The sequence below is a fragment of the Uliginosibacterium flavum genome (assembly GCF_040566545.1).
GTDB lineage: Bacteria > Pseudomonadota > Gammaproteobacteria > Burkholderiales > Rhodocyclaceae > Uliginosibacterium > Uliginosibacterium flavum.
On record NZ_JBEWZI010000001.1, the window covers coordinates 361,614 to 374,687 of the forward strand.

At 61.8% G+C, this 13,074-nt stretch carries 10 protein-coding genes; 9 read left to right on the plus strand and 1 reads right to left on the minus strand.

Features of this window, described 5'->3' with window-relative positions; all coding sequences use genetic code 11:
* The first annotated feature begins 61 nt into the window (after positions 1–61).
* From ABXR19_RS01575 to ABXR19_RS01595, 5 genes are all read left to right on the plus strand, one after another.
* Positions 62–925 carry a TorF family putative porin gene (locus ABXR19_RS01575; RefSeq protein ID WP_354599317.1) on the plus strand — a complete coding sequence of 288 codons (864 nt, stop codon included), beginning with the start codon at positions 62–64 and terminating at the stop codon, positions 923–925.
* Positions 926–1,373: 448 nt separating this feature from the next.
* Positions 1,374–3,755 carry a heavy metal translocating P-type ATPase gene (locus tag ABXR19_RS01580; protein ID WP_354599318.1) on the plus strand — a complete coding sequence of 794 codons (2,382 nt, stop codon included), beginning with the start codon at positions 1,374–1,376 and terminating at the stop codon, positions 3,753–3,755.
* A 129-nt stretch (positions 3,756–3,884) separates the two neighbouring features.
* Positions 3,885–5,882 (plus strand): methyl-accepting chemotaxis protein, encoded by a 1,998-nt coding sequence (locus ABXR19_RS01585; protein ID WP_354599319.1) that lies wholly within the window; start codon positions 3,885–3,887, stop codon positions 5,880–5,882.
* Between the two features lie 54 nt (positions 5,883–5,936).
* Entirely contained in the window at positions 5,937–6,374 is a 438-nt protein-coding gene (gene cueR / locus ABXR19_RS01590) for a Cu(I)-responsive transcriptional regulator (RefSeq protein WP_354599320.1), read from the plus strand.
* A 526-nt stretch (positions 6,375–6,900) separates the two neighbouring features.
* Entirely contained in the window at positions 6,901–7,569 is a 669-nt protein-coding gene (locus tag ABXR19_RS01595) for a hypothetical protein (RefSeq protein ID WP_354599321.1), read from the plus strand.
* A 229-nt stretch (positions 7,570–7,798) separates the two neighbouring features.
* Here ABXR19_RS01595 and ABXR19_RS01600 read toward each other — a convergent pair whose 3' ends face one another.
* On the minus strand, positions 7,799–8,953 hold the full coding sequence (locus ABXR19_RS01600; protein ID WP_354599322.1) for an aromatic ring-hydroxylating oxygenase subunit alpha: 1,155 nt from the start codon (positions 8,951–8,953) through the stop codon (positions 7,799–7,801).
* An 89-nt stretch (positions 8,954–9,042) separates the two neighbouring features.
* Between ABXR19_RS01600 and ABXR19_RS01605 the strand changes: the two genes are divergently transcribed.
* The 4 genes from ABXR19_RS01605 to folE2 all read left to right on the plus strand — a co-directional run bounded on the left by ABXR19_RS01605 (position 9,043) and on the right by folE2 (position 12,978).
* Positions 9,043–9,282 carry an exodeoxyribonuclease VII small subunit gene (locus ABXR19_RS01605; protein WP_354599323.1) on the plus strand — a complete coding sequence of 80 codons (240 nt, stop codon included), beginning with the start codon at positions 9,043–9,045 and terminating at the stop codon, positions 9,280–9,282.
* Complete coding sequence (locus ABXR19_RS01610) at positions 9,279–10,172, plus strand: polyprenyl synthetase family protein (RefSeq protein WP_354599324.1); 894 nt, start codon at positions 9,279–9,281, stop codon at positions 10,170–10,172. Before ABXR19_RS01605 ends, ABXR19_RS01610 begins: the two co-directional genes overlap by 4 nt.
* A 42-nt stretch (positions 10,173–10,214) precedes the next feature.
* Positions 10,215–12,062 (plus strand): 1-deoxy-D-xylulose-5-phosphate synthase, encoded by a 1,848-nt coding sequence (gene dxs / locus ABXR19_RS01615; RefSeq protein ID WP_354599325.1) that lies wholly within the window; start codon positions 10,215–10,217, stop codon positions 12,060–12,062.
* 106 nt (positions 12,063–12,168) lie between these two features.
* A complete protein-coding gene (gene folE2 / locus ABXR19_RS01620; RefSeq protein WP_354599326.1) occupies positions 12,169–12,978 on the plus strand; it encodes a GTP cyclohydrolase FolE2 in 810 nt (269 codons plus the stop codon).
* The last annotated feature ends 96 nt before the right edge of the window (positions 12,979–13,074 follow it).

Genomic DNA, 13,074 nt, shown 5'->3' on the forward strand with positions numbered 1-13,074 from the left:
ACCGCGCCCTTGTGCGTGCTTTTTCCAGTTTGTCCAACCCCGTTTTTGACAGGAGAGAACCATGATCAGCTTTGCAAAACGTAGTCTTCCCGCCGCTCTGGCCGTCCTCAGCCTGGGTCTGGCCCTGCCCGCACACGCTGAAGAAGCCGCGCCAACGGCGCCCGCGCCCGCCTGGACCTTCCCCAGCAGCGTCGGCTTGGTCAGCGATTACATCTTCCGTGGTCAATCCCAGACTTGGGGCAAACCTGCCGTGCAACTCAGTCTTGAGGCCGATCATGCCTCCGGCCTCTACGGCGGCTTCTTCACCTCCAATGTTTCCGAGCACTGGCTGCCGGGCGCTTCTGCCGAAACGGATCTCTATGCAGGTTACCGCAACAAGATCGCCGACACCGTCGGCTATGACGTGGGCGTGATTTACTACGCTTACCCGGGCGCCAACTGGAAGGATTCCGCCTTCTCCGGTTACAACGATTCAAACAGCCTCAACACCGCCGAAGCCTATGTCTCGCTGAGCTACAACTGGATCAGCTTCAAGACCGGTCGCACCCTGACCGAATACTTCGGCTGGAGCACCAACAACTCCCCGACGGGGGGCGGCTTTGCGGGCGACGCAGACGCAGGCGTGACCGGCAGCACGCGTGGCTCCTATTTTTACGAGTTGAACGCCAGCTACGACGTGGCCGAAGGCTGGAACCTAAACGGCCAGCTTGGCCATCAGGTGATCGCCAACGCAACCGGACTGGACATCACCTATTACAAAGCAGGTGTCACCAAATCCCTACCCCAAGGCTGGTCGGTCGGTCTGGCTTACTACGGCTCCAACGAACCGGATGCCTACAAGGGCTTCCTGAGCCTGGCCAACACCACCTCAAGCTCCAACATCGCCAAGGACAAGACCGTCCTGAGCCTGAGCAAGACCTTCTGAGCCTTCTGAACGAGAAGAGCAGTGCAGCACGCGAGGCCATCCCGGCATGCCGGGATGGCCTCGTCATTTTCCAAGGGCTTCGACCGACGCGAGCTCTTCAGGCGACTGACGGAATCGCTTTGCCTTCCGCCCTAAGCCATCACACAACATGCCCGAAGACCCGCACCCCGCTTGCGTCTACGAGGCGCACCCCGAAGAGCCTTACTGCATGCGGCTCTTCAAGCACACGCCGTACATGGTTGGCCCCTGCTTGTGATTCGCTTGAAACGCACCTTCAGCTTTGCAATCGGCGTAGCCGCTCAAAGCGCCCCGCTGATTCAAATCTGATCTGATTAATACCCGCTGTAGCAATCAAAGGAATGTGCTTCAACCCACCGACAGGAAGTCTTGACCCTGCCACGATGGGAGACAATAAAGTAAAACTGTCTCGCCACTCCGGACTCCCGCCATGAACGCGCCCGCCCCTGCTCCTGCTTCTGTTCATTTCTCACTCCCCATCGAAGGCATGACCTGCGCGAGCTGCTCAACGCGGCTGGAGAAAATGCTGCGCGCCACGCCCGGCGTGGCTGAGGCCACGGTGAATCTGGCCAGCGAGCGGGCCAGTGTGAGTGGCGAAGTGGCGCTGGAGGCGGTGCTCGCCACCATCACCCGCGCCGGTTTCGAAGTGCCCGAGCGCACGCTGGATCTGAACGTACTCGGCATGACCTGCGCGAGCTGCGTCGGCCGCGTCGAGAAAGCCTTGCTGAAGGTAGCGGGCGTGAGCGCGGCGGACGTGAATCTGGCGACTGAATCGGCGCGCGTACATACCCGGCTGGATGCTGATCCCGCCCCCCTGCTGGCAGCCTTGCTGCGCGCGGGTTTCGACGGCAGTGTGCGCGAGAACGCCGCTGAAAGCGACTCTTCAGATGGCCTGTCTGCGAAGCAAAGCTGGGAGCGGCTCGCGCTGGTCCTCAGTATTGCGCTGAGCCTGCCGCTGGTGCTGCCGATGCTGGGCGAGTTGTGGGGCGCGCACTGGATGCTGCCGGGCTGGCTGCAACTGGCGCTGGCCACACCGGTGCAGTTCGTCTTCGGCGCGCGTTTCTATCGGGCGGGCTGGAAAGCTTTGCGCGCGGGCAGCGGCAACATGGATCTGCTGGTGGCGCTGGGCACCAGCGCGGCCTACGGCCTGAGCCTGTACCAGTGGCTCGCTGGCGGCATGCATCTGTACTTCGAGGCGGCTGCCGTGGTGATCACGCTGGTGCAGCTCGGCAAGTGGCTGGAGAGCCGCGCCAAGCGCCAGACCACCGCCGCGATCCGCGCGCTGCAGGCGCTGCGACCGGCAACCGCGCGAGTGCGCTCAGCGGATGGCGAAAAGGAAATCCCCATCGGCCAGCTCCGCGTCAATGACATCGTGATCGTGCGCCCCGGCGAGCGCATCGCGGCTGATGGCGTGCTGATCGAAGGCGAATCGCACATCGACGAGGCACTGATCACCGGCGAGAGCCTGCCGGTCGCCAAATCGCCCGGCGCGGTGCTGATTGGTGGCAGCGTGAATGGCGAAGGCCTGATCGCGCTGCGCACCACGGCAGTCGGCGCGCAAACCGCACTGGCGCGCATCATCGAACTGGTAGAAAACGCTCAGGCCAAGAAGGCGCCGATCCAGCACCTCGTCGATCAGGTCGCGGCAGTGTTCGTGCCGGTGGTGCTGGTGATCGCGCTCGCCACCCTGCTCGGCTGGGGTTTTGCGGCCGGCGACTGGCAGCAGGCCATTCTCAACGCGGTGGCCGTGCTGGTCATCGCCTGCCCCTGCGCGCTGGGGCTGGCCACGCCCACGGCGATCATGGCGGGCACGGGCGTGGCGGCCAAGCACGGCATCCTGATCCGCGACGCCGAGGCACTGGAGATCGCCCACCGCGTGCAGGTGGTGGCCTTCGACAAGACCGGTACGCTGACGCTTGGCAAACCGACACTGGCGGCCATCGAATCTGACTGCGACGATGCACTTGCCATCGCTGCGGCATTGCAGGCCGGCAGCGAGCATCCGCTGGCGCATGCCGTCGTCCTTGCGGCAAAAGATCTCACGCTACCGACCGCCAGCGGTGTTAAGGCCGAAGCCGGGCGCGGCATTCGCGGCAGCATTGGCGCCCGCGACTACGCGCTGGGCAGCCTGCGCTGGATGGAGGAGCTGGGCTTCAAGCGTGAAGAGCTGACAGTGCAAGCCGCAGTACATCAGGCGCAGGGTCACACCGCTTCCTGGCTGGCTGACATCACTGAAACGCCCAAACTGCTCGCCCTGCTCGCCTTTGGTGACCAGCCTCGCGCGGAGGCACGTGATGCCGTCGCTGCACTCAAAGCCGCCGGCATCCGTCCGGTATTACTGACTGGCGACCATGCCACCTCGGCGGCCGCCATCGCCCAGCAACTCGGCATCAAGGATGTGCGCGCCGAGGTGCTGCCGGCCGACAAGGCGCGCATCGTAGGGGAGTTGCGTGAAGCCTATGGCACAGTCGCCATGGTCGGCGACGGCATCAACGACGCCCCCGCACTGGCCGCCGCCGATGTCGGCATCGCGATGGGCAGCGGCACCGATGTGGCCATGGGCGCAGCCGGCATCACGCTGATGCAGGCCGACCCGCGCCGGGTGATGGACGCCATCGACATCTCGCGCCGCACCACGACAAAGATCCGCCAGAACCTTTTCTGGGCCTTCATCTACAACCTGATCGGCATTCCGCTGGCGGCCGCGGGCTTGCTGAACCCGGTGATTGCCGGTGCGGCGATGGCCTTTTCCAGCGTCAGCGTGGTCACGAATGCATTACTGCTGAAGCGCTGGCATGGCCGACGCTTCTGATCGACCATTCGGGCAGAGGGCTCCAGCGATCTGATCGGCGTGCCGCAAACAGGGAAGTAGCCACCAATGTCCAGACATTGGCCGACCGCCACCCGACAAGCGCCGGCCCGATAAACGGAAGACTCCGTCATGATCCGTCACGCCTCAATCCGCACCCGTTTTGCCGACCTGTCCATCGCCACCCGTCTGAGCTTGCTCACGGTCGGCCTGCTGGTACTGATTTTCGGCATCGCCGGCAGCTATCTGTGCAGCCAGCTATCCAGCCGCATGCAGACCAGTGCCACGACTGCGCTGCAAGTGGCCAACCAACGCATCGTCGACATGGTCGAGGTGTACGCTGTCAGCTTGGAAAACACGGCCACCCAGCTCGGCGCCGAATTCGTTTCGCGCCTGGGCAGTGCCGTGCCGGAAACCATGCGCCAGAGCAGCGTGAAAGCGGATCACAGCAAGGCTGCCGCGCTGATCGACAGCTTCAGCGCCGCCTCAGGCGCGGTTGCCACGCTGTTTGTGCGCGAAGGCGATGACTTCACCCGCGTTGCCACCTCGCTGCAAGACGCCAACGGCAAACGTGCCACCGGCACCCAACTCGACCACAAGCACCCGGCGTATGACTTGATGCAGGCCGGCAAGCCCTACACCGGGCGCGCCAAGCTCTTCGGCCGCGACTACGTCGTGCGTTATCTACCCTTGCTGGAAAACGGTAAGGTCATCGGCATCGGCTTCATCGGCATCGATTTCACCGAGGGGCTGGCCACGTTGAAGCAGAAGATCCGCGACCTCCGCATCGGCGAGACCGGCCACGTCTTCGTGCTGGAAAGCAGTGGTGCCGATGCGGGCAAGGCCGTGGTGCACCCTGAGGCCGAGGGCAAAAGCCTGCTGGATCTGAAATCGACGGATGACAAGTCAGTCATTCGCCAGATGCTGGAACAGAAAACCGGCGCCTTCACCTGGAACGAGAAAACCACACAAGGCCAGAGCCGGGAAAAACTCAGCGTGTTCGGCAGCTTCCCCCACTGGAACTGGCTGATCGTCTCGGACGGCTTCGTCGAGGAATTCACGCGCGATGCGCGTAGCGTGCAGACCATGCTCATTGTCGCGGTGCTGCTGATCGCCGTGCTGATTGCGGCCAGCACTGCACTGATGGGGCGGCTCTGGATCAGCCAGCCTCTGGATGAGGCGGTACGGGTCTTCGAAAAAATTGCGGCGGGCGACCTGACCGTACGCGTAGAAGCGCGCAGTCACGATGAAGTCGGCAAGCTCATGATCGCCATGCACGCCATGACGGGCAAACTCGCCGAGATCATCGCCGAGGTGCGCAGTGCCGCCGACAGCCTGACCGGCGCCTCCGGCCAGATCAGCGCCACCTCGCAATCCCTGTCGCAATCGTCCAGCGAGCAGGCCGCCAGCGTGGAACAGACCTCCGCCTCGATGGAACAGATGAGCAGCTCGGTCACCCAGAACGCCGACAACGCTCGCATCACCGACAGTATGGCAGTCCAGGCGGCCCGCGAAGCCGGCGATGGCGGCAAAGCCGTCGGGCAAACCGTACACGCGATGAAACAGATCGCCGCCAGGATCAACATCATTGATGACATCGCCTACCAGACCAATCTGCTGGCGCTGAACGCGGCGATTGAAGCCGCCCGCGCTGGTGAGCAGGGCAAGGGTTTCGCCGTGGTGGCCGCAGAGGTGCGCAAACTCGCCGAACGCAGCCAGGTGGCCGCACAGGAGATTGGCGAACTGGCCGGCAGCAGCGTGAGCATGGCCGAGCGGGCGGGCACACTGCTCGACACCATCGTGCCCGCCATCCAGAAAACCGCGGAACTGGTACAGGAAATCGCCGCGGCCTCAACGGAACAATCCACTGGCGTCGGCCAGATCAACACCGCACTGGGCCAGCTCTCGCAGCTGACCCAGCAGAACGCCTCGGCCTCCGAAGAGCTCGCCGCCACTGCCGAGCAAATGAGCGGGCAGGCCGAGCAACTGCAGCAGCTGATGGACTTCTTCAAGCTGGCAGGCTCAAGAGCCGCAGCGGGCGGCTCTCTTCACGGCAACAGCCCGGAGAGCGCCAACCGACGAGGCTCTTCAGGCATCGCGCCAGAGCGCGGTGGTTTCGTGCGCTACTGACACGCGCTGGCGAGGCAGCGTTAAAATCGGCACTCACCTTGCCGGAATCACGCCATGCCCGTCCCGCTTGAACACGCCGACGCCCTCGAGGCCGGCTTCGTAGACATCGGCGCCGCCTCGGCCGCCAGCGGCGTATCGATCAAAATGATCCGCCATTACGAAGAACTCGGCCTGCTGGGCGCCGTGCCGCGCACCGCCGCCAATTACCGCGTGTATGCCGCGCAGCACGTCCACACCCTGCGTTTCATCCTGCGCAGCCGCAAACTCGGCTTCTCGATGGACGAGATCCGCACCCTGCTCGGCCTATGGCAGGATCGCCAGCGCTCCAGCGCCGCCGTCAAACAGATCGCCGCAAGCCACATTGCCGAGCTGGAAGCGCGCATTGCCGAGTTGCAAGGCATGGTCGACACCCTCAGCCAGCTCACCGCCTGCTGCGCCGGCGACGCCCGCCCGGACTGCCCGATTCTGGCGGATCTGGCGGGGCAAAGTTAAACACCGCCCCAATCAAACTCGGCACTCTCGCTTGATTTTCGTAGGACGGACGAGCAAAGCGAATTCTGCCAACGATCTGCAGGATCGCCTCACGCCACGCCGCAAAACCCCATACGCAGGAATTCGCTGCGCTCGTCCGCCCTACGGTTTCGGCATGATCGCAGAGCCTCGCCCATATTGCCTCTGCAACGCGACTACCCGAAGACCCAATACAGGCAAGGCTCTGCAAGCATGCCCTGTAGAGACTGCCCTCGACTTGATCGGGGGAGCGGCTTTAGCCGCGAATGCTCTTCGCGGCTAAAGCCGCTCCTACAAAACCCACGCAGGCGAAGCCGGCGGAAATATCCACTCAGCACTCAGTCCTCATTGCTCAGCACTCTGCTGAAGGCAACCGCCCAGCACTCCGCCGCAGGCGGCAGCTCAGTCCTGCCGTTAACAAGACCGACGGCCCCATCTTCTGGACACCTGCCCACCCATCCGGCAGCGCATCGCTCTACAATGCCCCAACTTTTGCGGAGGCATTAACGTGGGCTGGCTGATCCTGGCGGCAATATTCGGAGTGATGGGCTACTTCCTTTTCCGTGCCTGGAAGGTGTGGCAGGAACGCTTTGCGAACCGCCACGAGTTCGACGCCGACCACCTCGCCCTGCTGATGGCACAGCGCGAAGAATTCGAGTTACCCGCCGAACCTGCCCCCACGCCCGAAGTGCTGGCAATGCGCAAACCACGCGCGCCGCGCGCCGTCGTTGTCGCTTCGAATCCAGACCTCGTTGCAAAGCCTGCGCGCAAAGCCGCGCCGGTGGTAGATCTTCATAAGAATCATCGCAAAGCCCCGCCCAGCAACGACCTTCAGCCTGCACGCCGCAAACCCGTGCTGGACGCGGCTGCGCAATCTGTTTTTCTGCAACTACGCAATGATCTGAACAACTTCCCGGTACTCGCAGGCGTGGACATCGCCAGCCTGCTCGACCCGCATGGCCCAACGCCACCGCGCGTGCAGGCCGATTTCGTGGTGTGCAAGAAAGATTTCTCGCCGGTCGTGGTGATTTTCATCGAGCGCGATCAAATCGACCCGATGCTCGATCGCGCCGAAACCCTGTTGCGCCAGCACCGCCTGCGCGTACTACGCTGGCCCGCCAACGCCCTGCCCGACAAAGAGCAGATGCGCCTGCAGATCTTCAAGCCGAAAAGCTGAGTGCTGAGTGCTGAGTGCTGAGTGCTGAGTGCTGAGTGCTGAGTGCTGAGTGCTGAGTGCTGAGTGCTGAGTGCGTGGGCAGTTTGTTCCGAGAAGCGCGATGGCCAAGCCTCTTTACCACGCACATCCAAAGATTCGCACCCGTATTCCCTCTGCAGCACACCTACTCGAAGAAGCTTACCGCGCGCGGCTCTACAAGCATGCCCACTCAGCACTCAGTCCTCATTGCTCAGCACTCTGCCGAAGGCAGCACACAATCCTCCGCCGCAGGCGGCAAGTACCCGCCCATCTGCCGACGATAAAACGCATGAAAATGCCGCATGCCATCCTCCAGCGGCGACTGGTAAGGGCCGGCGTCATTGATGCCCTGCTTGAGCAACGCTGCCCGGCCGCGATCCATGCGCTCGCCGATCTCATCGTCTTCAACGGCGGTTTCCATATAGGCGGCGCGTTCGGCTTCGATCAACTCCGGCTCGAAGGCCGCGATGTCCTCCGGGTAGTAGAACTCGACCACATTCAGCGTCTTGTCCACGGCCAGCGGCTGCAGATGGCTGACCACCAGCACGTGCGGATACCACTCGACCATGATGTTGGGGAAATAGGTCAGCCAGATCGCGCCGTGCTTGGGCAATTCGCCGCCATTGGCCTCCAGCACCGCCTTCTGCCAGCGCGCATAAGCCGGGCTGCCGGCCTTCTTCAGTGAAGTGCTGCCCACGCGCTGCACCGAATACCAATCGCCAAACTGCCAGGAAAGATCGTCGCAGGTGACAAAGTTGCCCAAGCCCGGATGAAAAGGCGCGACGTGGTAATCCTCCAGATAAACTTCAATGAAAGTCTTCCAGTTGTACTTGCATTCATGATGCTCGACGTGACCGAGCACGTAGCCGGAAAAATCCAGCTCCGGCGCCAGCTGCATGCCGGCCAGATCGGCACCTGCGCTGCGTGGCCCCTTGAACAGCAAGCCTTGCCAGGTCTCCAGCTCCTGCCGTTCCAGATTCAGGCAAGGGTTCTGCGGGAAGTGCGGAGCGCCGATCAGCTCGCCCTGATTGCTGTAGGTCCAGCGATGCACCGGGCACACGACGTTGCGCGCCTTGCCCCGCCCTTCCAGCATCAAGGCTTGCCGGTGCCGGCAAATATTCGACATCAGGTGTACGCCATCTGCGCCGCGCATCAACATGCGCGCGTGATCCAGCCACTGCAGCGTATGGTAATCGGCCACTTCGGGCACCATCAGCGCATGCCCAACATAACCCGGCCCGGCATCGAAAAGCAGGCGCTTCTCCACTTCAAACAGCGCTGGATCAAAGTAAGCGGAGACCGGCAACTGAGCCTGTTCACTGGAACTTGCAGCTGCCGACTGGCGGGATGATGCGATTTCGAACATGCAGAACAATCCTTTTCGGCCGGAAACCCGGGGCGATAAATTATAATCAACTGTTTACCCTGAGCTAAACCCCCGTATCGCCCATCGCAATGGTCAAAAGCAAACAAACGGAACAACCGGAAAGCTTCGAAAAGGCCGTCGCCGAACTCGAATCCATCGTCACCGCCATGGAGCGCGACGATCTGCCGCTGGAACAGGCGCTGTCCAGTTATCAACGCGGCATCACCTTGCTGCGCCAGTGTCAGGGCACGCTGACGGCCGCCGAACAGAAGATCAAAATGCTGGAAGACGGCAAACTCGTCGACCTGCCCGCCGGAGACGCCGCATGAGCGCAGTAAAATTCACCGATTGGATGCACCACCATCAGCAACGCGTCGAGACAGCGCTGGAGCACGCCCTGCCCGCGGCCAGCATTGCGCCCGAACGCCTGCACGAAGCCATGCGTTACACCACGCTGGGGGGCGGCAAGCGGGTACGCCCGCTGCTGGCCTACGCGGCGGGCGAGTTGGCCAATGCTGCAGCAAAGACGCTGGACGCAGCCGCCTGCGCCGTGGAATGCATCCACGTGTACTCGCTGGTGCATGACGACATGCCCTGTATGGACGACGACGCACTGCGCCGCGGCAAACCCACCGTGCATGTGCAGTACGACGAGGCCACCGCCCTGCTGGTCGGTGATGCACTGCAAACACAGGCCTTCGACATCCTTTCCGCCCCCGGCCTGTTTGCCGATCCGGCGCGCCAATTGCGCGCGATCCACACGCTGGCGCAAGCCTCCGGCTCGCGCGGCATGGCCGGCGGCCAGGCCATCGATCTGGCCTCGGTCGGCAAGGAACTCTCCCGCGCCGAGCTGGAAGTGATGCATCTGCACAAAACCGGCGCGCTGATCCGCGCCGCCGTTTTGCTCGGCGCACTGTCTGGCGAAGTCAGCGACGAACAGTTGCAGCACCTCGACCGTTACGCCAAATGCATCGGCCTGCTGTTCCAGGTCGTCGATGACGTGCTCGACGCGGTGGCCGACACCGCTACGCTGGGCAAGACGGCCGGCAAGGATGCTGCCAACAACAAGCCCACCTACGTCAGCATCTTGGGGCTTTCCGAATCCAAAGCACTGGCCACGGAACTCGCTGCAGAAGCCACGGACGCACTTTCCAGTTTTGGCGACCGTGCCGCCTGCCTGCGTGAGCTGGCGCACTACATCGTCAGCCGCCAGTTCTGATCCGCCGCACACACAGATAATTACAAGGCAAAGCCCCGACTCATGAACTCCTATCCGCTGCTGAAAACGATCAATTCGCCGAGCGATCTGCGCCAGCTTGATCGCAAGCAACTGCCACAAGTAGCTGAAGAACTGCGCGCCTTTCTGGTCGAGTCCGTATCAAAAACCGGCGGCCACCTATCGTCCAACCTCGGCACCGTCGAACTGACGATTGCCCTGCACTACGCGTTCAACACGCCGGAAGACCGCATCGTCTGGGACGTCGGTCATCAGACCTACGGCCACAAGATCCTCACCGGTCGCCGAGAAGCCATGGCCAGCCTGCGCCAGTACAAGGGAATCTCCGGGTTTCCACGTCGCAGCGAAAGCGAATACGACACCTTCGGCACCGCCCACTCCTCGACGTCGATTTCCGCCGCGCTCGGCATGGCCGTAGCCGCGCAACGCAAGGGGGAAGATCGTCATGGCATCGCCGTGATTGGTGACGGTGCCATGTCGGCCGGCATGGCTTTTGAGGCGCTCAACAACGGTGGCGTACTGGATGCCAATCTGCTGGTGGTGCTCAACGACAATGAAATGTCGATTTCACCGCCGGTGGGCGCACTGACCAAGATCCTCGCACGCATGCTTTCAGGCCGGACCTACGCCGCCGCACGCCGCGCAGGCGAACGGGTACTGGGCCCGTCGCTGACCAGAAAAGTTGAAGAGCACGTCAAAGGCCTGGTCACGCCCAGCACCCTGTTCGAAGAATTCGGTTTCAACTATATCGGCCCCATTGATGGCCACGATCTCGATGCCCTGATCCCCACCTTGCAGAACATCCGCAACCTGAAGGGGCCGCAGTTCCTGCACGTAATCACGCGCAAAGGCCAAGGCTACAAACTCGCCGAGGCCGATCCGGTCCTGTATCACGGCGTCGGAAAATTTGATCGCACCGCCGGCATTCAGACAGGCAAGAGCAGCGGCAAGCTGACCTTTACCCAGGTTTTCTCGGACTGGCTGTGTGACATGGCCAAACAGGACGAGCGTCTGATGGCGGTCACCCCTGCCATGCGCGAAGGCTCGGGTCTGGTGCGCTTCGAGCAGGAATTCCCCCAGCGTTATTTTGACGTTGGCATCGCCGAACAGCACGCGCTGACCTTCGCTGCCGGCCTGGCTTGCGAAGGCATGAAGCCGGTCGTGGCGATCTACTCCACCTTCCTGCAACGCGCCTACGATCAGCTGATCCACGACATCGCATTGCAGAACCTACCGGTCTTGCTGGCGATAGACCGCGGCGGTCTGGTCGGCGCTGATGGCGCCACGCACCACGGCGCCTTCGACTTGTCTTTTCTGCTGTGCGTGCCAAATCTGATCGTCATGACGCCCAGCGACGAGAACGAATGTCGCCAGATGCTCACAACGGGCTATCAACACAACGGCCCCAGCGCCGTGCGCTATCCGCGCGGCAGCGGCAATGGCATTGCCCCCGCCGCCGAAATGCAGGCGCTCCCTATCGGCAAAGGCGCTATCAGTCGTCAAGGCAGCAAAGTAGCCCTACTCGCCTTCGGCACACTGCTGCATGAAGCCATCAAAGTCGGTGAAGAAATCGGTGCGACGGTCGCCAACATGCGTTTTGCCAAGCCGATTGACGCGGCACTGATTCGTGAACTCGCTGCCAGCCATGAGCTGCTGGTCAGCTTGGAAGAAAATGCCGTCATCAGCGGCGCCGGCAGTGAAGTGGCGCGCGTGCTGGAAGAGGCAGGACTGAAAACCTCCCTGCTGCGCATGGGTTTGCCCGACCACTTCATTGATCACGGAGATCAGGCACAACTTCTGCATGATGCAGGGCTGGACGCGCCTGCAATCCTCGCGCGAATCCGCCTGCATGCGGCAATAGCCAAAAGCTAAGACCAAGAATAGTTGAGTTTTTCACTCAGGATTTATAGACTTACACTTGAGACTGATACAAAAACCACCCTCGCCCTCAAGCACAGGGTGAATCGACAAGGCCCCCATGAATTCCCCAGACACAACAATCCCCGACGTCCAAGGCTCTGAAGATCGCCGCCACCTGGCCATCAACAAAGTTGGCATCAAATCCATCCGCCATCCTGTACGCGTTATGGATCGCGGCCATGGAATACAGCACACCATTGCCACGTTCGACATGTATGTCGGCCTGCCCCACAATTTCAAGGGCACCCACATGTCGCGCTTTGTGGAGATCCTGAACAGCCAAGATCGTGAAATTTCGGTCGAATCCTTCGAGCCGATGCTGCGTGAAATGGTCAAGCGCCTGGAGGCCGAAACCGGCCACCTGGAAATGCGCTTCCCCTACTTCATCAACAAAACAGCCCCTGTTTCCGGGGTCGAAAGCCTGATGGACTACGACATCCGCTTCATTGGCGAAATTGTCGCAGGTGGCAACTTCTCACTGACCATGCAGGTCATCGTCCCCGTTACCAGCCTGTGCCCCTGCTCCAAGAAAATTTCGGCTTACGGTGCGCACAACCAGCGCTCACACGTCACCATCACGGCGAAAACCAATACGCTGGTCTGGATCGAGGAACTGGTCGAACTGGCCGAGGCAGAGGCTTCGTGTGAGTTATTCGGCCTGCTCAAGCGCCCGGATGAAAAATACGTCACCGAACGCGCCTACGACAATCCAAAGTTTGTCGAAGATCTCGTACGCGACGTAGCAGGACGCCTGAATGCCGAAGTGCGCATCGATGCCTATGTCGTCGAATCCGAAAATTTCGAATCCATCCACAACCATTCGGCTTACGCGCTGATCGAGCACGACAAACGCACACAACCCATGTGAGTTTTGCGTCACCAGAATGACAAAAGGCCGCAATTGCGGCCTTTTCCACATTGACAACACGCACGCACGCACGAAAAACTGGGCAACAAAAAACCC

Excerpts from the sequence above, each read along its gene's own strand:
- ABXR19_RS01605 (WP_354599323.1), top strand. The coding sequence starts at position 9,043 with ATGGTCAAAAGCAAACAAACGGAACAACCGGAAAGCTTCGAAAAGGCC.
- folE2 (WP_354599326.1), top strand. The coding sequence starts at position 12,169 with ATGAATTCCCCAGACACAACAATCCCCGACGTCCAAGGCTCTGAAGAT.
- ABXR19_RS01575 (WP_354599317.1), top strand. The coding sequence starts at position 62 with ATGATCAGCTTTGCAAAACGTAGTCTTCCCGCCGCTCTGGCCGTCCTC.
- ABXR19_RS01600 (WP_354599322.1), bottom strand. The coding sequence starts at position 8,953 with ATGTTCGAAATCGCATCATCCCGCCAGTCGGCAGCTGCAAGTTCCAGT.
- cueR (WP_354599320.1), top strand. The coding sequence starts at position 5,937 with ATGCCCGTCCCGCTTGAACACGCCGACGCCCTCGAGGCCGGCTTCGTA.
- ABXR19_RS01580 (WP_354599318.1), top strand. The coding sequence starts at position 1,374 with ATGAACGCGCCCGCCCCTGCTCCTGCTTCTGTTCATTTCTCACTCCCC.
- ABXR19_RS01585 (WP_354599319.1), top strand. The coding sequence starts at position 3,885 with ATGATCCGTCACGCCTCAATCCGCACCCGTTTTGCCGACCTGTCCATC.
- ABXR19_RS01610 (WP_354599324.1), top strand. The coding sequence starts at position 9,279 with ATGAGCGCAGTAAAATTCACCGATTGGATGCACCACCATCAGCAACGC.
- dxs (WP_354599325.1), top strand. The coding sequence starts at position 10,215 with ATGAACTCCTATCCGCTGCTGAAAACGATCAATTCGCCGAGCGATCTG.